This is a genomic window from Avibacterium paragallinarum (assembly GCF_900450705.1).
Lineage (GTDB): Bacteria > Pseudomonadota > Gammaproteobacteria > Enterobacterales > Pasteurellaceae > Avibacterium > Avibacterium paragallinarum.
Genome location: NZ_UGHK01000002.1, coordinates 1,846,137 through 1,867,593, shown reverse-complemented (window position 1 = coordinate 1,867,593; position 21,457 = coordinate 1,846,137). Strand labels below are relative to the sequence as shown.

Below are 21,457 nucleotides of genomic sequence, written 5' to 3'. Positions count from 1 at the left end.
TCGCTAACCGTTTCACGCCCATTTGTGCCGTGCTTTCACGTAAGTTCAACACTTCGCCCTCTAGCCCAATCGCCATTTCAGCTTGTCCGCCCGTTGCGATTTTGTGAGCGGACACCATAATCATTTTCCACGTTTCAATATCTCGCTTTTTGCCCTGAAACTCGCATTGTTTGGCAATATCGCCAAGCATTGCGTGGAGTTTTGCATTCTGTGCCAACGTACGCGTTAAGGGCTTTATTTCCACCACTACGGGGTTTTTATCATCTAGGGCAAGGGAATGTATTACCCCAATCGCATTCGCCTGTATGCGAGCGTTACGCAAGAAAAAGCGTTGTTTAGTTTCCATACCCACCGCACTTCTTCACAAAATCTAACGTAACCGAACGCTGTAAGAGCCAGTCAAAAACATATTTCGGCGTGCACCACGTGTCTTTGTCGAATTGTTGTTCGGTCATCATTTCATCCCTAAAATCGCTTTGCATTTTTCAATGCCGTGTGATTAATTTTTCTTTGCACTTCAGGCGGAACAAAGCTCGGTTTCGCTGGCAGGGTGATTTGCGGTTTAGGCAACGTTTCGCCCGCTTCCAAGCGTGCTGCCATCGCTTTCAACGCTTTGCTCACTGCTTTGCACAATTTTTCTTCCCGTGGCTTCTCGGTTGTTGCAATACAAATCCGTCAGCACCAATATTCCGCATCGCTCTCAAAGTGGAATTTGTGAATTTCCAACATTCCGTAACCTTGAATTTTTTCAGGCGGTCGTAAAGTTCGTCTTCGTTCGGCAAGCCTAACGCTTCAAAGCGATCTTGCTTGCACCAAGAAATAAACTTGCCCACACTTGGGAAATAATCATCCGGTTTCGACCGCACTTTACGCATTCCGCACGAACTTGCTCAATGGTGCGAATATTGTTTTCCGCAAAGCCTAAAACCCAAGTGCGCTTGGTGATGGGTAGCTGCACTTCGTCAAATTGACTACGCATTGCTGGGCAAGCGGCGAATAACTGCGAAAAAATTTGATCGACCAGTTTTCAATCTCGCTTGGCAAGCGTTGAGATTTTCGCTGCGTCGTAGGCAATTGAGATTGCATTGCCATTGCGTTTTGCATTGTGTGTGGATTAACTTGAGTGATCACAGCATTCCCCTCCAACCCTCGTCAGTGTTCCATTCAATCGCATTCAGCTCTGAAACTGTTTTGCGCTGTGGTTTTGCGTTATTTTTCTTCACCGTGAGCTGATCCCATTTCTCCCGCAGCTTGGCAGGGCTAAGAATATTGGTTTTCCAGAACAAGTCTTGGTTTGCCCACTGAAACAGTCCGCAAATTTCCCTATGCGTTCGCTTATCACGCTCACGCATCAGGCGGATCTCATTCGCCCAGCTGTCGAAAGACGGCGGTTTGACGTCGGGGTTAAGTTTTTGAACTAATCCAAAAATCCACTGTGCGGCAGTCATATCATCATCGGAAAATTTAAATCGAGATTTTTTGCTCTCGCCGCCGTCCGAATTTTTTTCGGACGAAGAAGGAAGGTTAATTGACTGGTTAATAGAGTGACTGGTTCTGGGTGAAATATTTTCACTAGGGGTTGGTGAAATATTTTCACTAGGGTGGTGTAAATTTTTCACTACCCTTAGTGAATCATTTTCACTAGGTAGTGCAGAATTTTCACCATCTCGATCAAGGTGTAACACATATAAATTTGAGGTGTTACCCTCTGGTGTTTTGCGTGTTTTTTTCTCAACAAAGCCTGTTTCTATCAATGCCTCAATATGCGAGATCGCACTGCGACGGGTAATTTCACACTGATCCGCAATGTTTTGGTAAGACGGAAAACAAATGCCCTCATCATTAGCGTTGTCCGCTAATTTCAATAATACTAATTGCGGGTAGGGTTACCCACTTTGCACTGCATTGCTTTAACCATTAGTAACATACTCATAGCATTAACTCCGAAGCATAACGTTGTGCGATCCACTCAATACCTTGCCCGTTACTCGCGTTTGCGTGTAATTGTGATCGTGATCAGTTGTCCCCGTTTTCACGGTAAATAAACCTTGTTGCTGTTTATCTGCATAAGGTAAGAGGTTGCCAGATTGACGATATACGCCTTATCTTCAATAAGGCGGATAATCATTGCTTTCTCCGGCATATTTAAATTTTGGCGGTTTCTCGCAGGGATTTGCTTGTGCCAACGTCAACATAATGATCAACAAATGCTGCTTTAGGTTTTAGCTCCTTGTTTTCTAATGCAAGAGCTTGATTTGTCGTTCTTTCTCAACCAACGCCTCTAATGCCTGCAAATAGTTTTGAGGCAAAAGTGCGGTGCTTTGTTGCTGATTTTCTAGTTCAAGCCAGCGATCAATAATTCTCTTACGCAGAATGACGTTATAACCAGAAATAACTGTTAACGTTGCAGATTTGTCTAAATAATAGATTGGATAGCGTTGATTATTTTGAGAATTAACTTCATACTGGCACACAACACCGCCAATGGGGGTATGTCCAAAAAGTTCTACACCCTCTTTCTCACTCCAATCAAGAGATTTAACATTGATACCTCGTTCTATTTGTAAAATAGCTCCAACATAAGCTCTAATATCTCTTAATACGTGGTTATGTTGTTTTCCGCATAACTCCGCAATCTCACGACTGCTCATTTTTATGCTTGCATTTTGTTCCGAAATCATTGATAATCCGTTCATAGATAATTCCTTTCTAATGAATTACCACCGCTGTAATGGTGGTTTTTTATTGCCCTAAAACCCACCAGATTAGACACATTGCGATAATCAAGTGGACAATGATAAAATCATTACTCAAATAAAAGACTTTCAATTTTTCTAGCCATTTTTTCATTAGGATTTCCTTATGTTATTTGCTATCGTTCGGGATTTATTTGCTTATTCTATTTTGCTGTCTAGCCTATTTTTACTTTCCTATATTGGTAAGTTCGGCGTTAATATGCAGCAGCTCATTATTTTGTTAACCCCAGCACTTTTTGTTATGTTCAACATCACTATTCAGCGTAAGTTCAAGCAAGATCTGGATAGATTTGCATACTTTTCAGCGATTTTGGCGTTGCTATATTGCCGCACTCGGCTCATTCAGCCAGTTAGAATTAATTTCTCTAGGGTTTAAAGTCGAAAAAATTAGTACATTTACTATGTTTAAAATTTACTTTCATATTTGGGCTATTGTATTGCTACCGATTGCACTAAAAAATTCTTCAAAAAGGATTAACAACTTTGATTTGTCGTGTTTTTTATTGCTTTAATTCCCATTTCAGACAAACCAGCTGAGAAAGTAGCTGATTTATCAATCCTGTTAATTTCTCACGCTCTTTTGCGGATAGCTCTTGCCCTAAATCTGAGTTATCAGACAAGGCATTTGCACTTTCCCCACATAATTTCCCCACTGATTCAGACAGCACGACGACTTCGCGCAATAAATCTAACGATCCTTTGCATTCTTTCGGGCTAGGCATTAGTGTGTGATCGACTGCCTGAGCAATCATTTCAACAATGTTGATCGAATCGGTGAGAGCAATCAGATGAATAGCATCGGCAAAACCAAGTTTGTTGCGGTCATAATCTGTCTTTAGCTCTTTCGCTAGCTGGGTTGTCGTTTTCCCCATTGCTGGCGCGAAATTTGAGATTTCGCGACTACGGGATAACTGCGTATGCAGTGCTTTTTGTATGTACAAAAACGGTGATTCTTCTTTCATAAAATTCTCTCGTTTTTTTATGGTTACTTTTTGAGTAGGTTTGGTAAATTAATCTCGTGATAACAAATGAGAAAAATCAGGTGAAATATCTTCTGCTTTAACTTTCCCTTGAGTCGCTTTCTCGATTCGTAAGGCATTTTCAAGAGATATAGCAGATCCTCCATTTAGCCATTTACTCACTGCATTTTGGCTTACGCCGCAAGCTTCAGCTAATAGCTGCTGTGTGCCTAATACATTAATGGCTTTTTTTATAGATTCGTTCATCGCTTTGTTTGTATCCTTAAACAAAATAACCAATATATTATAGCTTAAGTTGTTTTTGTAAAGGAAAATATTGCTTTGGTTATTTGAAACCTTACAACTGTAGTTTTAAAATTATTAAAAATAATGGAGATGACAATGGAATCATTAGGTCAAAGATTGAAAACAGCGAGAAAAAAAGCAGGACTAACCCAAACACAATTAGCTGAGCGCATAGGAGTTACGCAAAATGCTATCCAAAAAATAGAAGCTGGCGGAGAAACCAAACACATCATCGCATTAGCCTCTGTCTTAGGTATTAATCCTGCTTGCTACAAACAGGTAATGGAATAATGATAGGGGAAAATTCTAGGATCAATAATTCTCCTATTACAAACACTGTAACTTATGAGACAAGGCATCTTGCCGAAAAACTCCCATTAGCTCAATCTGAGCTAGATGATGAGCATCGCTATCGCATTGATTACTTAGATGTTAGAGCTGCTGCAGGAATGACAGGGTTTGTAAATTCCGATTACCCAGAAATCATCAATCAAATCTATTTATCAGAAGAGGGGCTTAGGGAGCTTGTTGGGCGAAAAAACACTAATGGAATTTGCTTGATCAATGTGCCTACGGACTCAATGGAACCAACTATTCAGAAAGGTGATGTAGTTTTGATTGATATGAACATCAACGACTACAATGGGGAAGGTATCTATGCCTTTGCGATTGACGGAGAGTTATTTATCAAACGTCTTCAGAAAATGATTAGCGGAAGTTTCAAAGTCATATCAGATAACAAAGAAAAATATGATCCCGAAGAAATGAATAATGAAATTTATAGAAATGCTAAGTTTGTGGGTAAATTTATCCGTCGCTGGAGAATTGATGTAAAGGATTTATAGACGATATGAAAAACATCGCTAGGCGTATCAAAGAAATCAGAGAACGAAAAGGTATATCAAGAGAAGATCTTGCTGATAACCTACATTTATCTGTAGAAACGTTGATCGGTTATGAAGAGGGATTAACAAAATTATCTACTGACTTAATCAGCGAGTTTGCTTTTGTTGATGAACATGGAGAATTATTCATTAAACGCCTACAAAAAGTGCCGAATGGCGGAATAAAAATTTTATCGGACAATCCTCACTACGCCCCATTAGATTTTACTCAAGAGGAATTGGAACGTTGTTACATTATGGGAAAATTGGTCAAAGCACTGCCATTACATATGATTGATCTATAAACTCAAACATAATGGGCGTAGCGGTTGAGCATAGGAGTTATTTGTAACCACCAAACCAGTAATTGAATTTTATTGGGTGTGGCGGTTGAGCATAGGCTGGAGCTGTAACAATAGTCCACCAAAGCCAGAAGTTGAATTTTGTGGGCTAGGTAAAAGAACGAATAGAGCTTTGTAGCAACTAGAAGGGCGAATATCAATGATATAAAGTTTAAAGGAACGATATGGCAAGTATTGAAGATATTATTATTCCCCAGCAAGAAATCAATCATATCATGGCGATAGAAAAACAAATTCATTTTAAAGGAGCCACATGGGGGAAAAAACAAAAAACTCAGCCTTATCCTTATTGGCTTGAGTTAAAGCTTCCGTTCTTCGATAGTGATGGATTACCTATACCTCAGCTTAGGGCCTATTTTGCCTATCGTCCTGCTCGTAGAGAAAATTTAATGCCATCGATGAACTTTATTGCTTTTTATAAAAACAGACGGTTATTTGCTATTGATCAAGGTGAAAAGTTAGTTCATGTAAATAAAATAACTCATGTAAAGCCCATAGCCGAAAGCCGTATTTGTGGTGCTCACTACCACATTCTACACGGTAAAGAAAACCAAGAAACGGGCTATTTACTAGATGAAAATATCAAAAATCAAATGATTTTTTTGAATTGATGTGCTATTTTCTAGCAAAATTTAATACTGTCGCAGTGGGGCAAATTCCTCACCCAATCTTATCAAACAACGGACAAATGGAGCTATTATGATATGCAGCACAGTCTTATCCAATCTAGGCTATGAATGTCATTCTATTGCCGATGATTTGATTTTAATTAATACCCCTTTCACTCTTGAAGATGGTAGCGTTATTCAGGCATACATTGAACAAGTGGGAGAAAATCGTTTTACTGTCACTGACGATGCTCAAACTTTGTGGGAAATGAACGCTCGAGGAATCAATCTAACCACTAACCGTATCGACCAAATAAAAAGCACGTTAAAACGTTACGGATTAAACTTGAACGATCGAGCGGAAATCAACACGACAACAAGCGGTGAAATGCTTACACATAATTTGCAACGCATCATTCAAGCGGCAATTATCACAGATACGCTTGCTATGGATTGGTACAACGTGCCAATAGATAAATTCGAGATGATGGTAAAGTCTGATTTTCGCCATCATCAATTCCCTCAAAATATCGGATTTGATGTGAAAAAATCAGGATTGAGCGGTCATCAAATTACAATCCCAATTTCATTAACCGGCGGAGAGCGACACACCAAACAGATTTTTACAACGAGTGTAAAAGCAAAAGGCAGTTGGAGCAGTGCTTATGGCGTTCTAGGTAAAATAATGGATCTGACCAATCCAACAGCACAAACAAATGATGAATCTTATGTGGTCATTGATGATAAAGCAGTAGGTGATCAATTAAATAAACTTATTCTGCTCTTTAATCAATCTCCGGCAAAGATTCTGCCTTATGATAAAAAAGATATTTGGCTTGAAAAACTCGCCGCTTAAAACATCAAACCGCCCCCACGGCGGTTTTCTTTTGCCTCAAATCCCTTAGAACCATTTTCGTGACGCCACGAAAATGGTATCAAACAACACTAATTATCTTGAATGCAGTCATTTTGTTAACTGTAATGGCTGTCAGTTGACTTTTATCTGCTCATTTTCCCCTGAAATTTTAGAAAAACTCTTTCTCATCTCTTCTTTGACTAAAAAACAATCAGTCAAACAAATTTTATAAATTTATTTTCACTTATAAAACAACCATTTAAACAAAAAGCTATAAATAAATAGCGAAAAATAAAACTAAAGCTATTTACATATTAAAACTTTAGCTATATTATACACCCATCAAAACGAAACAACGTTTAATGCTCTTTAACAATCAAGATGAAATAAAAAGCCCTGCGGTAACAGGGCTTGGATAATTAAACTTCGCGAACAGGTGTTTGTCGGTTAGTGTCCATAACAAGCCCGATACAATGTAAGCAGTTTTGTTTGGTCGTATAACCTTCACTTTGAGCTATAGGTTCGTGATTGGCGGCTTTTAGTCGCCAATACCACTGACCATTAACACCTTTGAAAATTTCAAAATACATAGAGGTAACTCCTTATGCAAAATGAAATGAAACGCTATGCAATTTCTTACTTCTTCAAAGGGAAGAAGTGGTGTTCAGATGTCTACGCCAACTCATTTGAAGAAGCACAAGAAAAAGTCAAAGCAATGTCCCAAGCAACTATTGATGGTGAGCTTTACTGTTCAATATATGTTCCAGTCAAGCCACAATCACGCATTGCAAGGTTGCTTTTAAAGCTACTACATAAATTTAGCTAATTCAATATTTCATCTTGGTGATGATGCTCTTTAACAATTTAGAACCCACTCCCCTTTTTACAAAAGGAAGCCGAAAGGTTGGCAAGTCTGTGCCAGTGGGGCTGAGGCAAACAGGCTTATTTATTCAATGCCGTATTTACGGAGAACCAAGGCAGCAGAACCGAGAGGAATGAAATGCAAAGAATCAACCGTGATACCGAGCCGAGATGAACGTTAGACAAGTGCGGCATTGAATAAATAACAACAACGGAGGTGAATGATGAATATCGTCATTGAACGTAACCCAGTGAGCAAAAAATACTGCGAAAAGGCAGAAATTCGCTCAATGGGCAAGGCTGGCAGATTAGCAAGAATGTTTGCCAAATCTCGCCAGAAAAAAATCAAAACGGGAAAACCTGACCGAATTAAGACCGCACTTGTAATGTTGCCGATTCCGTCAAAATCCCAAATTGAAAAAGCGGCGGCTCAATTTCAAGCCGTCAAACCGAATTACCACAAAGGCGAAATCGGCGTAAATACCGTGCGGGCCACACAAAAAATCCGCCGTGGTTGTCAGGAGTTAATGAGGATTTAGACGATGAAAAATAAAATTACTGATTTAAACAACCATCTTTTTAGTCAATTAGAAAAATTGTTAGATGAAGATTTAACAGATGAAGAATTAAAAAGGGAAATTGCTAGAGCGAATGCGGTATCTGGTATTGCATCGAATATCATTCAAAATTCTAATACAGCCATTAAAGCAATGCAGCTTTTCGGTGACCGCACTATTGAGGCAGATGCACCCGATTTTTTAAGAATATCAAAGGCACAAAATGACAAAAAAACGCTTTAGGTTTACTGATGAACATATTGCTTTTATCCGTGAACATAAAGATTTAGCTCCTAAAGATCTCATTCAGGTCTTTTATCAACAATTTGGTTTGCTAAAGAATAGGCAGGTTTTTAGAAAGCTAAAAAAACGATTAGGAATTATCTCAACGGTTCAACATTGCAATCGATATACCAAAGAAGAGTTAGCCTTTATCAAAGAAAATTGCACTTTACCGCAAGCGGAATTAACCAAACTATTTAATCAAAAGTTTAACCGTAATCAGACCGCACAAGTAATTAGGGTACTGTGTGCTAAAAGAGGTTGGCTGACTGGTAGAAATGGGCGATTTAAAAAAGGAGAACATTTAAAGCCTATTGGTTACGAGCGATTTTGCCCTATGGCAAAAGCCGTGTTGATAAAAACAGGAGTTAAGCGTTATGAAAGAAAATCACGTGTTATCTGGGAGCAAGCCTTTGGCAAAATCCCTCAAGGATTTGTTTTGTGGTTTAAAGACGGCAATATTCAAAATTGTGAGTTATCTAATTTAGAACTAATCAGTCGTAATGAAATGCTATGGCGACATAAGCTGAATTACCACGAATTAGACAGCAGTGTGAAACAAACTTTTAATGTGTTTATTCAACTACGAGAAAAATTGATAAAACTCAAAAAGCAACAGCAACAAAAGGACCGCATAGCAAAAGGATAAGCTAAGGTGCTGTCACCACCTGAGATTGTAGGTTCAAGTCCTACTGCGGTCGCCAATTTATCACAAGGCACACTGAGTCATTATCTACGGATTATTTTAGACCAATCTTCTTGCCGTAGTTAGTGTGCCTTGTCATAACTTTCATTCAAAACCGCATTCTTAGCCGCTCGTTTTTAGTCTTTTTCATCGTGGCTTTGCGTGCGGTTCTGAATGAGATGAGAAATAGGAGAAACGCAGTGAAAAAATATGAATTAACCGATGAATATATTGAGATCGGATTTACAACTAAAATTAAACTCTATCGCATAAAAGCTTTAGTAGTAATCGCATCAATCGGCGTTAGTGCTGGTGATTTGGGTGGATATGTCGAGAAAGAGTCAAACTTAGATCAGAGTGGTGATGCCTGGGTGTACGGTAATGCCAAGGTGTACGATAATGCCGTGGTGTCCGGTGATGCCGTGGTGTACGGCGATGCCGTGGTGTCCGGTGATGCCGTGGTGTACGATAATGCCAAGGTGTACGGCGATGCCGAGGTGTACGGTAATGCCAAGGTGTCCGGCGATGCCAAGGTGTACGGCGATGCCGTGGTGTACGGCGATGCCGTGGTGTCCGGTGATGCCGAGGTGTACGGTGATGCCAAGGTGTACGGCGATGCCGTGGTGTCCGGTGATGGCGTGGTGTCCGGTGATGCCGTGGTGTGCGGTAATGCCAAGGTGTACGGTAATGCCAAGGTGTACGGCGATGCCGTGGTGTACGGTGATGCCGTGGTGTGCGGTGATGCCGTGGTGTGCGGTAATGCCAAGGTGTACGGTAATGCCAAGGTGTACGGTGATGCCGTGGTGTGCGGTGATGCCGTGGTGTACGGTAATGCCAAGGTGTACGGTAATGCCAAGGTGTACGGCGATGCCGTGGTGTCCGGTGATGCCAAGGTGTCCGGCGATGCCGTGGTGTCCGGTGATGCCGTGGTGTGTGAAAGATCTGATATTGTCTGGTTTTCAAACGTGGGTACGGAGTACGGTACATTAACCATATTTAAAACTAAACAAGGAGTATTGTGGGCTACTAGAGGCTGTTTTAGTGGCTCTGTTGAGGAGTTTTTGAAAAAATCCGCGGAAGTCCACGATGAAAAGATAAAAAGAGAATATCAGCTCTTGATTGAAGTCGCTAAATCAAGGTTGAACAGCTAATACGCCCACACGGAAGGCGTTAAACCCCGTGCAGACATACATACTCCTAACTTTGCCCACTGTAACAGGTGGGCTTTTTTATAAACAAAATTAACATTAAAATAATACGCCTTGCTACCTATATTGGAGAAACTAATGAGCCTACCCGATGATTATTTCTTAGATACCGATGATGAAATGCTTGAGTACCTCGAAGACCAAGCCAAACAAAGCATTGCAGAAATACAAAAATCCAATGAACAAAACCGAGAAAAAGCATATAGATTACTGAATTATCTCATTGCAGGTATCGGTGCTGTAACATTAATACTACTTAATCATATCGAAAAATTACACATATACTTTATTTTGGCTAGTATCATTTGTATCGCTGGGTGGTCTATTTCCGCAGTAATGTTATTGCATTACATTATTCTAAGCAAAAAAAGACCATTGACAACAAATATGCCACAAAATCTCTATAATGACACATTTAAATCAAGTCAAGATAAAAATAAACTGGGCATATTAAGGCGATATGAATTACATAATGCAAACCAGTATATTATTCAATTACTTCATCTTAATAATGAATATCGCCGCCACACTGACAAAGCAATAATGTTATCGTTTAGTATACCTGTTGCAACGGCTCTTATTGTTGGCATATCAGCCTAAGATTGGCTTTCCTTTAGGTCTTGGCTTATCTGCACTATCACCAATAAAAACAGGTTCAGGTTTTCTATAAACAGTTTGTGTTGGTTTAGTAGGAGCTGGCTGTGGTTTTGATTGAGATGATTTTTGATTAGACATAACAAATCCTAATTTATAAGTTGTGGTTGCAACAATTATAATCCTTATAAGTTGTGGTAACAAGTAAGGCGAGTTTTGCTGTTCTCGTTAAAAAACAGCGTTAACAAACCGCCCTACTTCGGATTAAGGTAATCTGAGTAGTAAGCCGTTTTTAACGGCTATTTTAATATCTAAAAATAGATGATTTGATAGAAAAAATATATACTCAGTCCACTAAAAACAATGCCTAACAGTGTAAAGAAATAACCAATTAAGCTATTCACTCGTGGGTAAGCAATTTCAAGCACTGTCTTACCATTTCGTTCAACTAACCGCTCTTGTCGTGGGTGATTAACATACTCCCCGAGACTTAACCAAAATAAACCCATTGAAGCCAATAAAGACGGTGTAGTCGGTAAATTTGGCATTTGCCCAGCAGCAATAAGACAGAATAAAATAAAACCAATTAAAATACCCATTTTGTACCATTCCCAATCATCAAGTAAAAATTTTGATAACGATTTATCCATTCTGAAATCTCCTTTTGTTGATGAATATAAATTAGACATTTACATTCTAGCACAGCACTAAGGGGATTTCAGAATGGGTTTTAACAATGGAGATCGCTCATGAACAGATATTATCGATTTTTTAATAAAGGCCAACCTGATGACGATTGGTTGGAAAACCTTCTTTCACAAAAAGAGAGATTAGAAAAATATTTTGAAGAAAAAGAAGCATTAGATTTATTGCTAGAAGAGCAAAGAATTTTAAATAAAAAAATTGCGATAAAAATAGAACAAGTAAATAAATGGGCTGAGAAATGCTCTAAGCCAAAGATAACTATAAAGTAATTGACAACCACCGCCCTTTGATCTAGGATATATCCACTTTCAAACGAAAGTCGGGAATTGGCGTTCCTGAATTGAGTGGCGGTTATAAATGGAGAGTCGCCTAAGCGACTTTTTTTGTAACTAAAATCTAGTAAAATTAAGACCTTTTAAAGGTAGGATCAAATTGATCCACCCTTTCAAACGTTGTCAATGATGGGCTAGATAGGAGTTCTGAAAAGAACTGCAGTAAGCACCGCTCAACTGTAACGCCAATCCTATCTAGTTCATCACCAGTAATTGGCGTTGCTTGTGATGAGTTTTATAAAACTTATTTGAGCGGAGTCTTATATGACAACTTTAACTTTTCAAAATAAACCTATTTTAGTTACTCATTATCAAAATCAAATTTGGTTCACAGTTTTCGAGCTAGGAAAAGCTTTAGGCTATTCTGATCATAGTAGAAATGTAAAATCTATTTACGAACGCCACGCTGACGAATTTACCCCAAATATGACCGCACTGATTAATATGCAAACCAACGGCGGAATGCAAAAAGTGCGAATTTTCAGCTTGCGTGGTGCTCACCTAATCGGAATGCTTTCTCACACCAAAGTTGCCAAAGAGTTTAGAAAATGGGTGCTGGATATTCTCGATCAAGAAGTCGAACGGCAAGAGCACCAAAACTTAGCAGTAACAGAAAATGACACCATCACCCCCGAAGAACAACGCCTTATTCAAAACGCCGTTGCTGCAACCCATCAACGCACAAAAATGAGTTATGGCGAAATCTGGGCAAGAGTGAAAAATAAATTTGCGGTGGCGAAATATGAGCAAATCAAACGCAAAGATCATCGTGCTGTAATGATTTACATTGCTTCAATGCACTCAATGCAAGAATTGCCACCCAATAGCCTTGCGTTAGATATGGAAAATTTCTATATGCTAGCTAAAGCAATGAATTACATCAATCATTCTGTTGCCGCTTGGGAGCGTTTAGAGGAGCTATTTTCTGATTTAGAAAGCCATAAAAACTACAAAACCGCTTTCAACCTTGGTACTGCTAGCAATCGACTTGCACAAACCCTAGAAAGTTTTATCGCCAAGCACACCCAATCGCTTAAAGATAAAAAAATACAGCAAGAAATCGAAAGCTGGATTTTTAACAGCCCAAGAACAGAGCAAAGCCCCACAAAAACCGTAAATTACTTACGCTAAAAACTCAACAAAAACCGACCGCACTTCACTTTGAAGCGTGTGGCGGTTTTCTACACCCTAAATTCAGTAATTTGATTAAAAAGGAAACAGAGATGAAACAGCGTGGTTATGAAACATTGGTGGCAGATTACGTTAAATCAAAATTAGGTGAGAACATCACCACAAGTCAGATTGCAACGCAATATGGTGAGGTTAGCCTTTATCACAACAATAAACTGTATATCGCCGTGTTTGATAATCCAACCACCCTACAGATAGACGACATTAATCGCCAACTCTTCGCAGTACATTTCACGCATGAACTAATTTATCGAACGGGACGAAAACTACTGACCTTTGAAACTCAACGCTTACTAAAACCGGAAGTAAGTTATTTACTCAGACATCTAAAACAGATGGAGAAGAACAATGCCAATTTATCGCGTACATAGCAGTGCTTACCACGATGGCTCAACTAAAGGATTTCGCCACGACATTAAACATAAACGGCACGACTGTTTTCGTGGTGATGTGAGGATATTTCAAATCATTGATGGATATCCACATCAAATCTCACGGAAGCGGAAACGTTTTACAAATAAAGAAGAGGCTTATCAGTGGGCAAAGCAATTTGCTCAAACCATCACAAAGCAATTAAAAAGGAAACAAAAATGAACGCACTTATCAAACATACACTACAAGCCCTACTCATTTTATTTGTCGTTATCTCTGCTCTAAGCCTTGCCGATGCCTACGCACAAACGGCGGAAGATTACTACACAAACCAAGGCTTCACATTAGAACAACTCGCCGAAATGGAACGCCAAGCCAACCTTGAGTGGCAACAAGAACAAGGCGACTTACCGCCCAATTTAACCGTTGAGGCTGAAAAATACCTCAAAAATTACACCGCACTTTTGCAACAGGAGATAACCAATGAACGATAGCGAACTTGCCCGAGCGGTGGATACCAAACGCGATCGTCAGTGTGAAGCCCATTACGCTGAAGATGCCTTTGAAGAACGGTTACAAGCAGAAATCCAACGCATTGACGAGCAAATCAGAAAGGGCGATGAAACGCTCTTTGACGAGTTCACCCAAACCCTGTGCGACAACGATTTATTTTGGCTTGCCGTAGGAAGCGGGGCGGATTACCTCCCCTACCGACAACAAGCCATCGAGAAATTAGCCAAGCAAAAAATCATTCAGAGGATTTAATAATGGAATTCAATTTAATTTTATCCACCGAAAGCAAAGTGCTTTCTACCAACATTTCCACCTTCCAACAACAAGCCGAAAACTATCTTGCCGGGCTTAGCAACAGATTTGAAACGGATGACGACTTCGCCCAAGCAAAGCAAGACATTAAAGATTTAACCGAGCTAGAAAAACGCACTAAAGAAGCCATTGCCAATGCTCAAAATGGCGAAATTAAACAGCTTATTGAACAGGCTCAAGCGATAGCAGAACGTTTCCGCCAAGCTCGTTTAGAGCGTGAAAAGCTGGTGAAAACCAAAGAAGCGGAAATCAAAGCGAGCATTGTTAATGACGCATTTGAACGACTTGCCGTCGTCAAATCAGGCTTTGAAAACGATGTGTGCATTGCACTTGAACAGGTTATCTCAAAAGCCACGATTAAAAAACGCTTAGACGAAGCAACCAAACGCCGTAGCACTCTTGCCACTCTCACGAAAGCTGTAAATGCCGAAGAAACCCTTATCGGGGCAGAAATTGCAACCGAAGCTGCTCGACTTTCTGCGCGTCGTAAGCTAATCCCTATCTCTTATGAGTATCTCTTTAAGGATTGGCTCAATCTGATTACTGGCGATGACGAGCTTGAACCCATCATTCAAGCACGAATTGCCGAAGAAGAAAAACGCGAAGCGGAAATCAAAGCCAAAGCGGAGCAAGAGGCAAAAGCCCGTGCGGAAGCGAAGTTACAAGAAAACGCCCACAGCCAACAGGAAAACATCAATGAAAATACGGCGAATAGTGGACCGCAAACGCCAAGCCAAGCAACGCCACCAGCGACAACGCAATTTATTCTTAAAATCCCTGCTCAAGAAATCCCATTTACAGGAACGCTTGAACAATTAAGAGAATATTTCGCTCCAGTTAAAGCGTTGGGAATTACGGCAACGATTGTGAAAAAATAAGACTTTACAACCGCCCTACTTCGGATTAAGATAACCGCACTTTCAAGCCGTTTTTTAACGGCTTTTTTTGTACCTTAAAATGATAAAAAATAGGAGAGCACTAATGATTACATATCAAGATCTGTGCAAACAGCACCAATAATTCAACCATATTTTGATTGAACGTCGCGCGATATTAAGAGAACAAATTCGGCAATTACGTTTAGCTTTAGCAATGGATTTAGGGCTAACAGAAAAATATTATAAAAAACAACTTAACGACCCAAGCCCAACAGAACCTTACGTCAGAGTAACCGATAGCGATGGAGCCCCAACTGAGTCACATCAACTTAAAGCAGAATATGATGAATTACATAATCCAAGCATTACTTTTGGTTTATCTTTAGCGCTCGAAGAAAGTGCAATAACCTACCCGAAGAAGCCTGTTAGATTGGTTATTACAGCCTATTATCTTTCAGAAAATACCATAAGATTTGTTTTTCCGAATATTGACGACACACCAGCTTTCGGAATTAATATTGATGATGACAAGCAAAGTAAGTTTTCAGTAGTTATTGAGGCTTATAAACAACTTGTTATGAAAACTTTTACAATCTAATTGACAACCACCTCCCTTTAATTTAGGATATCCCCACTTTCAAACGAAAGTCGGGATTGGTCGCACGTTAGCGGCTTTTTTTGTATCTAAAGGGATAGAATATGAAAGTGAGCAAAGAAAATCAGGAATGGATTAAACAATACGCCCAAATTCACCAACTCACCGAAGAAGAAGCTGTGAATAAATTAATTGGTGAAGTGCGTGATACACAAGAAACAGCACGCCAAAATATGCAAAAGGAAATCATTGAAAGACTGCCAAATTTAAATTTTGAACAAATGCGAGAAGTTCGCCAGCTTATCGAACGACTTTACCCAACATTTTTTCAAGTTTTATCACAAGCATCAAAAAAATAATCCCTAAATCCCACTTTACAAGGTGGGATTTTTATTTTACTATTCCGCTAACGGTGCTCAACACACCTTGACCAATAGCGGAATGAACCGCATTAAAGTGCGGTATTTTTTTATCCTGATTTTATGATCGGGTGGCGTTTCGTACATACAATACCGCAAGGAAAAACGAAAGGCTGACTATTGGCAGTGTTGAAGCACCCGATCGCCCTATCTCAACAGTAGGGAAATATAAAATACCAATAGGATAAAAAAATTATGTCTAATCAAATTCAATTTAATGCTTACAGTTTCAAATCTAATCAAGTTCGTGTAATCACCGATATTCATCAAGAACCTTGGTTTTGTGCAAATGATGTTTGTGCAATTTTAGAATATGCAAATCCTAGACAAGCAGTTCAAAAAAATTGCAACCCAAAGGGTGTATCTATTAGAGACACCCTTACCAAAGGCGGTAAGCAAGAAATGGTTTATATCAACGAACCAAACCTATACCGCCTAATCATCAAATCACGCAAACCAGAGGCAGAACCATTTGAAGCGTGGGTATTTGAAGAAGTCTTACCGCAGATTAGAAAAACAGGTAAGTACAGTTCAGAACAGCAACAACTCGCCCTGCCCGAACCACAAGATAACGAACTCTTGCAACTATTAATGCGGATCTACTGCTACGGCACACAATACGCCGATTACCAACGAGCGGCACTCGGCACGGCCCACAATGATTTCATAGGCAAAAGCAAGCTGATTGGGGATTTCTGCACAGAGGGAGAGCCAGCTCAACAGGGCTACTTATTTGTCTTCACACCGAATATAGAGAAAGACCTGCAACAAGCAAGAGAAATCATCAATCGACACGTTAAAGCCCAACATAAAAAACGAACCGAGTTTTAACATCTAATCCAAAACCGACCGCACTTTAAAAAACGTGTGGCGGTTTTGCTCAACCTAAATTCAGCCAAAAGGTGAAATTATGTTCAAAATTTTAATGATTATCGGCTTGTTGTGGTGTGCGTACGAACTCGATTTAGGCTCAGACTGCGACGGGCATTATTGTGGAATAACAACAGATTTAATAGCAAACAAAGGAAAATAAAATGACAACAGCACTTCAAACTTTAACCCAAAAACTCGCTGAACGCTTTGAAATTGCAGACAGTTCAGGTTTAATACAAACCCTGAAAAACACGGCATTCAAAGGCGATGTAAATGACAGCCAGATGGCCGCACTTTTAATTGTAGCCAATCAATATGGCTTAAATCCTTGGACAAAAGAAATTTATGCCTTCCCTGATAAAGGGGGCGGTATTACACCAATTGTTGGTATTGATGGATGGGCAAGGATTTTAAATGAAAACCCTCAATTTGACGGTATTGAATTCGATTTAGACGAAGAAAAGTGTACTTGTCGTATTTATCGTAAAGATAGATCAAGACCGATTAGCATTACAGAATATATGAGTGAATGCTATCGTGATATACAAGGCCCTTGGAGAACGCACCCTAAAAGGATGTTACGCCACAAGGCAATGATTCAATGTGCAAGGTTAGCTTTTGGCTTTACAGGTATTTACGACCAAGACGAAGCTGAACGCATTGTAGAAAATCAAAAAGAACCGTTAAATGTAACGCCAAAACCAACGGTCATTGACACCACTGCGACAACTATCATTCACGCCACGCCTGAAAAAGTAGCAGAAATTCGTCAGTTAATTGAACTCACTGGCACACCGCTTGAAAAAGTATTGGCATCTGCCGGAGTGAATGAATTAGAGCTGATAACGGCAGAACGTGCAGAAGGCGTATTGAAAAAACTGCATCTTACGCTTGATAAACAAAATGCACAAAATCAAGCCAATAACGCAGATGAAGGAATCCCACTATGATAGATGGCTTAATCACACTTGATTGTGAACAAGGCTCGGAAGAATGGCTAGCCGCACGGCTAGGCATTCCCACTGGCACGGGCATTAAAAATATCGTGTCTAACAGTGGGCAAAAGTCTGCTAGCTGGGTGAGTTATCTCGCTGAACTGGTTGCCGAAAGTATTGAGGGCGGAAAAGAAAATGTAAAAACCGCTGCAATGGAACGCGGCAATCAGCTTGAGCCACTGGCAAGAATGGCGTATGAGTTTGAAACAGGCAATGATGTTGTACAGGTTGGCGGTGTCTATCTTAATGCCGACAAAGAGCTAATGATTAGCCCTGATGGACTCATTCCTACCCTTAGAAAAGGGCTGGAAATCAAATGCCCAAAAATGAAAACTCATATCAAATATTTGCTCGAAGGTGGTGTGCCGAGTGAGTACGTTATTCAAGTGCAATCCGCTTTATGGGTAACAGGCTATGAGACGTGGGATTTTGTCAGTTATTGCCCAGAATATCAAAAGCAGCCTTTTTATCTTTACACCGTGCAACGTGATGAAATATTAATGAAGGCATTTGATAAATATATTCCCGAATTTTTGACCGCACTTAAGGCACTTAAAGGAGAAAACCAATGGCAGGCATAAACAAAGCCATCATCGTCGGCAATTTAGGCAACGATCCAGAAATCCGCACAATGCAAAATGGCGATCAGGTTGCAACAATCAGCGTGGCAACCTCAGAAAGCTGGACGGATAAGCAAACAGGCGAACGGCGAGAACTCACCGAATGGCACAGAATTGTACTTTATCGGCGGTTAGCGGAAATTGCAGGGCAATACCTCAAAAAAGGCTCAAAAGTCTATATTGAGGGGCGTATCAGAACCCGAAAATGGCAAGACCAGCACGGCGTTGAGCGTTACACCACCGAAATTCAAGGCGACAGCTTGCAGATGTTAGATAGCCGCCAAGATGGACAAAGTGCACAAACAAACGCACCACCGCGTCAAACGCAATCAACAAAATCCAATGCTTATGCTAACGCTAAAAGTGGCAACTACACGCCACCACCGCAGAATAATGGTGATGAGCTAGATGATGATATTCCGTTCTGAGTTGTCTAGACAATTTAAACAATATCTAAACGATTTTAGACAATTAAAAACATATTTAGCATTTAAAATCAAATAGATAGTATTGTTTAAATTAGACGATTCCTGATTATTTTTAGATGATAGCCCTCAAATGAGGGCTTTTTTATGAGGCAAAAATGAACACAGACCTACTCAACGAACGGGCCAAAACGCACGGCGATTTTATCAGCGGTGCAGAAACCTTTTATCACCTGATGAAACCGATCATCGAAAGCCAGCTTTTTGAACGCAACAAAGTCAAAGCCTATGCCGCCACAATGATTGCCGCCAAACTCACCCGAATTTGCAACGGTGATGAAAACTTCCCCGACCACTGGGACGACATTATCGGCTATGCTCAATTAGCCACTGGTAAGCAATTTGAACCACAGCAAGCGGTAAGTGTGCCAGTTGTGGATTATATAAAAACTCAGAATATGACAGCGAACCGCTAAATAGCGGTTTTTATTGGAGAAAAGAAAATGTTTTGGTTTAAAAATGCAATGATTTACCGCTTAACAAAAGCGATGGATTTTTCCAACCTCTCAAGCCAACTTGAGGCGTGTGAATTTACGCCTTGCGGTAGTAGTGAGGCAAGTAAATTTGGCTGGATTGCACCACTTAGCACGAGTGAACAGCTCTGCTTTGAGGCAAATGGGCAAATCCTACTTGTGGCCCAGCGAGAAGAAAAAATCTTGCCAAATTATGTCGTAACCAAAGAGCTAACTAACCGAGTAAAAGCGTTAGAAGAAAAAGAAGGGCGTAAACTCAAAAAAGTCGAAAGGCTGTCTATTAAAGATGATGTGGTTGCCTCTCTTTTGCCTCAAGCCTTTACCCGTAGCACCTACACCGCACTTTGGATTGATACGCAAAACCAGTTGATTTATGTGGACGCGGCTTCCGCTAAACGAGCCGAAGATGCATTAGCGTTACTACGTAAATCCCTAGGCTCATTGCCAGTTATTCCACTCGCCTTTGCAAATGACGCATCGCTAGTTATGACAAACTGGGTAAATGAAGCACCTGATTGGCTAACCGTGCTGGAAGAAGCCGAATTGACGGGGTTAAAAGAAGATGGCATAGCTAAATTTAAGCGACAATATTTAGATAGCAACGAAATTTACTCATTACTTGAGGCGGGAAAAGTGGTAACAAAAATCGCTCTAGAATGGGAAGGGAATTTAAGTTTTGTACTTTGTGATGATGGCACACTCAAACGCCTTAAATTTGCTGATGAAATCAAAGAGAAAAATGATGACATTGCCAAAGAAGATATTGCTCAATGCTTTGACGCGGATTTTTTATTAATGGCTGCAACCATTTCAGAATTAACTAAGAGATTGCTCAATGAATTTGGTGGAGAAAAGGAAAGCATATGAAGATTATAAAACGATTAGCTGAACGAGTGCTTAGAGATGATTTTATTTACCTCGAAAGAAAAGTTGCAGAAAAAGTTAGTGAATTAAGTAAAGAATATCAGAAGATAATTGAAGAGCGAGATAAAACTATTGTTGGCTTGCGAACAATTATCGAAAATCAAAAAGCAGATATTCTTAAATTAAGAAAGAAAGTAAAAAAAAGACCGTATTTTAAGCAAAAAAACATAACAAGGAGAATAAACAATGACTTTTAAAATTGAATCAGGGTGGTTTTTATTAGCTTTACTTTTAATTGCTACATCACTTGTTTTTCTAACTGTTAATTCTTTGGATATAGGTAATGCTTATATTAAGCAAGCCAAGGCTGGTAAAGATAATTTCGGCCTTATTTTTGCTTGGGCTTATTATGTGGTTGCCTTTATTTTTGATTACTTAACGAGGCTATTAGGCTGGCTTGCTCTCTTATTTTTTTGCGCTTCTGTATTTGGGTATCGCGTTGAGATAAGTTCACACAAGCCAGAGAAAGAAATACAAGAAGCTCATAAAAAACACACTGAACATTTCACAGGAAAGCAAGTGGAGAAATAAAATGCACCCAGAGCTTATTGTTTGTGCTGCCATTAAATTTATTGAGCGAAACCAAAAAGAGATTAACTTAGGTAGAAAAGGTACTGAATTAATTATTCCTATGGTTCGTCATTATTCACCTGATGGCAGAGATGTTATTGAAATCCTTGAAAATAAAGAACTTGCAGAAGTTGAACAAGGATTTCTTACTAATAAAAGTCGGTTTGTAGATAGAAAAGAAGCATTAAAAATCGCAAAAAATAATAATCAAATTAAATTTGATATTGGTTATGAACCAGATAAATTATATTCAGAAATGCTTTATTAATTATAGGAGTAATA

Annotated in this window: 39 protein-coding genes, 1 tRNA gene and 3 pseudogenes; 32 read left to right on the top strand and 11 right to left on the bottom strand. The window is 39.6% G+C overall.

The window, feature by feature from the left end; genetic code table 11:
* From DXZ23_RS14270 to DXZ23_RS14255, 6 genes and pseudogenes are all read right to left on the bottom strand, one after another.
* On the bottom strand, window positions 1-346 hold a 346-nt coding region (locus tag DXZ23_RS14270; RefSeq protein WP_147277878.1), incomplete at its 3' end, for a recombination protein NinB.
* A 119-nt stretch (window positions 347-465) separates the two neighbouring features.
* Window positions 466-633 carry a hypothetical protein gene (locus DXZ23_RS16070; RefSeq protein ID WP_256593726.1) on the bottom strand — a complete coding sequence of 56 codons (168 nt, stop codon included), beginning with the start codon at window positions 631-633 and terminating at the stop codon, window positions 466-468.
* A pseudogene (locus DXZ23_RS16065) lies at window positions 618-979 on the bottom strand (replication protein P). Before DXZ23_RS16065 ends, DXZ23_RS16070 begins: the two are co-directional and overlap by 16 nt.
* Window positions 922-1,131, bottom strand: coding sequence for a hypothetical protein (locus DXZ23_RS16060; RefSeq protein WP_256593725.1), 210 nt, complete (start codon window positions 1,129-1,131; stop codon window positions 922-924). The pseudogene DXZ23_RS16065 and the gene DXZ23_RS16060 overlap by 58 nt, the downstream one beginning before the upstream one ends.
* A pseudogene (locus tag DXZ23_RS14260) lies at window positions 1,128-1,933 on the bottom strand (helix-turn-helix domain-containing protein). Before DXZ23_RS14260 ends, DXZ23_RS16060 begins: the two are co-directional and overlap by 4 nt.
* Window positions 1,930-2,696 (bottom strand): annotated as a pseudogene (locus DXZ23_RS14255) (phage antirepressor KilAC domain-containing protein). Before DXZ23_RS14255 ends, DXZ23_RS14260 begins: the two co-directional pseudogenes overlap by 4 nt.
* Window positions 2,697-2,862: 166 nt before the next feature.
* On the opposite strand from DXZ23_RS14255, the gene DXZ23_RS14250 reads away from it, so the two are divergent.
* Window positions 2,863-3,132 (top strand): hypothetical protein, encoded by a 270-nt coding sequence (locus DXZ23_RS14250; protein ID WP_256593724.1) that lies wholly within the window; start codon window positions 2,863-2,865, stop codon window positions 3,130-3,132.
* A gap of 124 nt (window positions 3,133-3,256) precedes the next feature.
* On the opposite strand, the gene DXZ23_RS14245 is transcribed toward DXZ23_RS14250, so the two are convergent.
* Both DXZ23_RS14245 and DXZ23_RS14240 read right to left on the bottom strand, forming a co-directional pair.
* On the bottom strand, window positions 3,257-3,718 hold the full coding sequence (locus DXZ23_RS14245) for a phage regulatory CII family protein (protein ID WP_017807417.1): 462 nt from the start codon (window positions 3,716-3,718) through the stop codon (window positions 3,257-3,259).
* Window positions 3,719-3,766: 48 nt separating this feature from the next.
* On the bottom strand, window positions 3,767-3,982 hold the full coding sequence (locus DXZ23_RS14240) for a transcriptional regulator (RefSeq protein ID WP_017807416.1): 216 nt from the start codon (window positions 3,980-3,982) through the stop codon (window positions 3,767-3,769).
* Window positions 3,983-4,111: 129 nt separating this feature from the next.
* Here DXZ23_RS14240 and DXZ23_RS16055 point away from each other — a divergent pair, with 129 nt between their 5' ends.
* The 5 genes from DXZ23_RS16055 (at window position 4,112) to DXZ23_RS14220 (ending at window position 6,731) form a co-directional block, all read left to right on the top strand.
* The gene (locus tag DXZ23_RS16055; RefSeq protein ID WP_256593723.1) at window positions 4,112-4,312 is read left to right on the top strand and encodes a helix-turn-helix domain-containing protein; all 201 of its coding nucleotides are present in this window, start codon (window positions 4,112-4,114) and stop codon (window positions 4,310-4,312) included.
* Window positions 4,312-4,866 (top strand): S24 family peptidase, encoded by a 555-nt coding sequence (locus DXZ23_RS14235; RefSeq protein ID WP_256593722.1) that lies wholly within the window; start codon window positions 4,312-4,314, stop codon window positions 4,864-4,866. Before DXZ23_RS16055 ends, DXZ23_RS14235 begins: the two co-directional genes overlap by 1 nt.
* 5 nt (window positions 4,867-4,871) lie before the next feature.
* On the top strand, window positions 4,872-5,210 hold the full coding sequence (locus tag DXZ23_RS14230) for an XRE family transcriptional regulator (protein ID WP_017807414.1): 339 nt from the start codon (window positions 4,872-4,874) through the stop codon (window positions 5,208-5,210).
* Between the two features lie 221 nt (window positions 5,211-5,431).
* Window positions 5,432-5,878, top strand: coding sequence for a hypothetical protein (locus tag DXZ23_RS14225; protein WP_256593721.1), 447 nt, complete (start codon window positions 5,432-5,434; stop codon window positions 5,876-5,878).
* A gap of 88 nt (window positions 5,879-5,966) precedes the next feature.
* The gene (locus DXZ23_RS14220) at window positions 5,967-6,731 is read left to right on the top strand and encodes a DUF1828 domain-containing protein (RefSeq protein WP_017807412.1); all 765 of its coding nucleotides are present in this window, start codon (window positions 5,967-5,969) and stop codon (window positions 6,729-6,731) included.
* Window positions 6,732-7,150: 419 nt separating this feature from the next.
* Here the strand turns inward: DXZ23_RS14220 and DXZ23_RS14215 are convergent, their stop codons facing one another.
* Window positions 7,151-7,321, bottom strand: a complete 171-nt coding sequence (locus DXZ23_RS14215; RefSeq protein WP_017807323.1) for a YegP family protein — start codon at window positions 7,319-7,321, stop codon at window positions 7,151-7,153.
* 14 nt (window positions 7,322-7,335) lie between these two features.
* Between DXZ23_RS14215 and DXZ23_RS14210 the strand changes: the two genes are divergently transcribed.
* The 7 genes from DXZ23_RS14210 (at window position 7,336) to DXZ23_RS14185 (ending at window position 10,924) form a co-directional block, all read left to right on the top strand.
* The gene (locus tag DXZ23_RS14210; RefSeq protein WP_017806446.1) at window positions 7,336-7,557 is read left to right on the top strand and encodes a hypothetical protein; all 222 of its coding nucleotides are present in this window, start codon (window positions 7,336-7,338) and stop codon (window positions 7,555-7,557) included.
* Window positions 7,558-7,813: 256 nt separating this feature from the next.
* On the top strand, window positions 7,814-8,131 hold the full coding sequence (locus DXZ23_RS14205) for a hypothetical protein (RefSeq protein ID WP_021723966.1): 318 nt from the start codon (window positions 7,814-7,816) through the stop codon (window positions 8,129-8,131).
* A gap of 3 nt (window positions 8,132-8,134) precedes the next feature.
* Complete coding sequence (locus tag DXZ23_RS14200) at window positions 8,135-8,392, top strand: hypothetical protein (RefSeq protein ID WP_017807508.1); 258 nt, start codon at window positions 8,135-8,137, stop codon at window positions 8,390-8,392.
* Entirely contained in the window at window positions 8,373-9,080 is a 708-nt protein-coding gene (locus DXZ23_RS14195; protein WP_017807507.1) for an HNH endonuclease signature motif containing protein, read from the top strand. The genes DXZ23_RS14200 and DXZ23_RS14195 overlap by 20 nt, the downstream gene beginning before the upstream one ends.
* Window positions 9,060-9,135 (top strand) — tRNA-Asp (locus DXZ23_RS15570). Before DXZ23_RS14195 ends, DXZ23_RS15570 begins: the two co-directional genes overlap by 21 nt.
* A gap of 181 nt (window positions 9,136-9,316) precedes the next feature.
* Window positions 9,317-10,267 carry a bactofilin family protein gene (locus DXZ23_RS14190; RefSeq protein WP_021723964.1) on the top strand — a complete coding sequence of 317 codons (951 nt, stop codon included), beginning with the start codon at window positions 9,317-9,319 and terminating at the stop codon, window positions 10,265-10,267.
* A 135-nt stretch (window positions 10,268-10,402) separates the two neighbouring features.
* Entirely contained in the window at window positions 10,403-10,924 is a 522-nt protein-coding gene (locus DXZ23_RS14185) for a hypothetical protein (protein WP_017807491.1), read from the top strand.
* On the opposite strand, the gene DXZ23_RS15565 is transcribed toward DXZ23_RS14185, so the two are convergent.
* Both DXZ23_RS15565 and DXZ23_RS14180 read right to left on the bottom strand, forming a co-directional pair.
* On the bottom strand, window positions 10,916-11,059 hold the full coding sequence (locus DXZ23_RS15565; protein WP_017807492.1) for a hypothetical protein: 144 nt from the start codon (window positions 11,057-11,059) through the stop codon (window positions 10,916-10,918). The genes DXZ23_RS14185 and DXZ23_RS15565 overlap by 9 nt on opposite strands.
* Window positions 11,060-11,229: 170 nt before the next feature.
* Entirely contained in the window at window positions 11,230-11,568 is a 339-nt protein-coding gene (locus DXZ23_RS14180; protein ID WP_017807493.1) for a hypothetical protein, read from the bottom strand.
* 99 nt (window positions 11,569-11,667) lie between these two features.
* Between DXZ23_RS14180 and DXZ23_RS14175 the strand changes: the two genes are divergently transcribed.
* From DXZ23_RS14175 to DXZ23_RS14090, 19 genes are all read left to right on the top strand, one after another.
* On the top strand, window positions 11,668-11,892 hold the full coding sequence (locus DXZ23_RS14175) for a hypothetical protein (RefSeq protein ID WP_017807494.1): 225 nt from the start codon (window positions 11,668-11,670) through the stop codon (window positions 11,890-11,892).
* Window positions 11,893-12,219: 327 nt separating this feature from the next.
* Window positions 12,220-13,086: a BRO family protein gene (locus DXZ23_RS14170; RefSeq protein ID WP_017807495.1), complete on the top strand. Its 867-nt coding sequence runs from the start codon at window positions 12,220-12,222 to the stop codon at window positions 13,084-13,086.
* 92 nt (window positions 13,087-13,178) lie between these two features.
* Complete coding sequence (locus tag DXZ23_RS14165; RefSeq protein ID WP_017806443.1) at window positions 13,179-13,517, top strand: hypothetical protein; 339 nt, start codon at window positions 13,179-13,181, stop codon at window positions 13,515-13,517.
* On the top strand, window positions 13,495-13,740 hold the full coding sequence (locus DXZ23_RS14160; RefSeq protein ID WP_017806442.1) for a hypothetical protein: 246 nt from the start codon (window positions 13,495-13,497) through the stop codon (window positions 13,738-13,740). The genes DXZ23_RS14165 and DXZ23_RS14160 overlap by 23 nt, the downstream gene beginning before the upstream one ends.
* A complete protein-coding gene (locus DXZ23_RS14155; protein ID WP_021723963.1) occupies window positions 13,737-14,012 on the top strand; it encodes a hypothetical protein in 276 nt (91 codons plus the stop codon). Before DXZ23_RS14160 ends, DXZ23_RS14155 begins: the two co-directional genes overlap by 4 nt.
* A complete protein-coding gene (locus DXZ23_RS14150; protein WP_035695642.1) occupies window positions 14,002-14,283 on the top strand; it encodes a hypothetical protein in 282 nt (93 codons plus the stop codon). Before DXZ23_RS14155 ends, DXZ23_RS14150 begins: the two co-directional genes overlap by 11 nt.
* Before the next feature lie 2 nt (window positions 14,284-14,285).
* Window positions 14,286-15,221, top strand: coding sequence for a hypothetical protein (locus DXZ23_RS14145; RefSeq protein ID WP_021724204.1), 936 nt, complete (start codon window positions 14,286-14,288; stop codon window positions 15,219-15,221).
* A gap of 154 nt (window positions 15,222-15,375) precedes the next feature.
* A complete protein-coding gene (locus DXZ23_RS14140) occupies window positions 15,376-15,819 on the top strand; it encodes a hypothetical protein (RefSeq protein ID WP_021723960.1) in 444 nt (147 codons plus the stop codon).
* A 101-nt stretch (window positions 15,820-15,920) separates the two neighbouring features.
* Window positions 15,921-16,175 carry a hypothetical protein gene (locus tag DXZ23_RS14135; RefSeq protein ID WP_103846662.1) on the top strand — a complete coding sequence of 85 codons (255 nt, stop codon included), beginning with the start codon at window positions 15,921-15,923 and terminating at the stop codon, window positions 16,173-16,175.
* Window positions 16,176-16,430: 255 nt separating this feature from the next.
* A complete protein-coding gene (locus tag DXZ23_RS16050; protein ID WP_021723959.1) occupies window positions 16,431-17,066 on the top strand; it encodes a BRO-N domain-containing protein in 636 nt (211 codons plus the stop codon).
* A 79-nt stretch (window positions 17,067-17,145) separates the two neighbouring features.
* A complete protein-coding gene (locus DXZ23_RS16045; RefSeq protein ID WP_256593712.1) occupies window positions 17,146-17,268 on the top strand; it encodes a hypothetical protein in 123 nt (40 codons plus the stop codon).
* Between the two features lies 1 nt (window position 17,269).
* Window positions 17,270-18,058: a phage recombination protein Bet gene (bet, locus tag DXZ23_RS14125; RefSeq protein ID WP_021723958.1), complete on the top strand. Its 789-nt coding sequence runs from the start codon at window positions 17,270-17,272 to the stop codon at window positions 18,056-18,058.
* Window positions 18,055-18,684: a YqaJ viral recombinase family protein gene (locus DXZ23_RS14120; RefSeq protein ID WP_035695640.1), complete on the top strand. Its 630-nt coding sequence runs from the start codon at window positions 18,055-18,057 to the stop codon at window positions 18,682-18,684. The genes bet and DXZ23_RS14120 overlap by 4 nt, the downstream gene beginning before the upstream one ends.
* Window positions 18,672-19,151: a single-stranded DNA-binding protein gene (gene ssb, locus DXZ23_RS14115; RefSeq protein ID WP_035695638.1), complete on the top strand. Its 480-nt coding sequence runs from the start codon at window positions 18,672-18,674 to the stop codon at window positions 19,149-19,151. Before DXZ23_RS14120 ends, ssb begins: the two co-directional genes overlap by 13 nt.
* Before the next feature lie 155 nt (window positions 19,152-19,306).
* Window positions 19,307-19,624: a hypothetical protein gene (locus DXZ23_RS14110; protein ID WP_021723955.1), complete on the top strand. Its 318-nt coding sequence runs from the start codon at window positions 19,307-19,309 to the stop codon at window positions 19,622-19,624.
* Window positions 19,625-19,651: 27 nt separating this feature from the next.
* On the top strand, window positions 19,652-20,548 hold the full coding sequence (gene rdgC / locus DXZ23_RS14105; RefSeq protein ID WP_017806846.1) for a recombination-associated protein RdgC: 897 nt from the start codon (window positions 19,652-19,654) through the stop codon (window positions 20,546-20,548).
* Entirely contained in the window at window positions 20,545-20,802 is a 258-nt protein-coding gene (locus DXZ23_RS14100; protein WP_017806845.1) for a hypothetical protein, read from the top strand. Before rdgC ends, DXZ23_RS14100 begins: the two co-directional genes overlap by 4 nt.
* Entirely contained in the window at window positions 20,792-21,136 is a 345-nt protein-coding gene (locus tag DXZ23_RS14095; protein WP_017806844.1) for a hypothetical protein, read from the top strand. Before DXZ23_RS14100 ends, DXZ23_RS14095 begins: the two co-directional genes overlap by 11 nt.
* A 1-nt stretch (window position 21,137) precedes the next feature.
* Window positions 21,138-21,443 carry a Y16D family protein gene (locus tag DXZ23_RS14090; protein WP_017806843.1) on the top strand — a complete coding sequence of 102 codons (306 nt, stop codon included), beginning with the start codon at window positions 21,138-21,140 and terminating at the stop codon, window positions 21,441-21,443.
* Window positions 21,444-21,457: the final 14 nt, after the last annotated feature.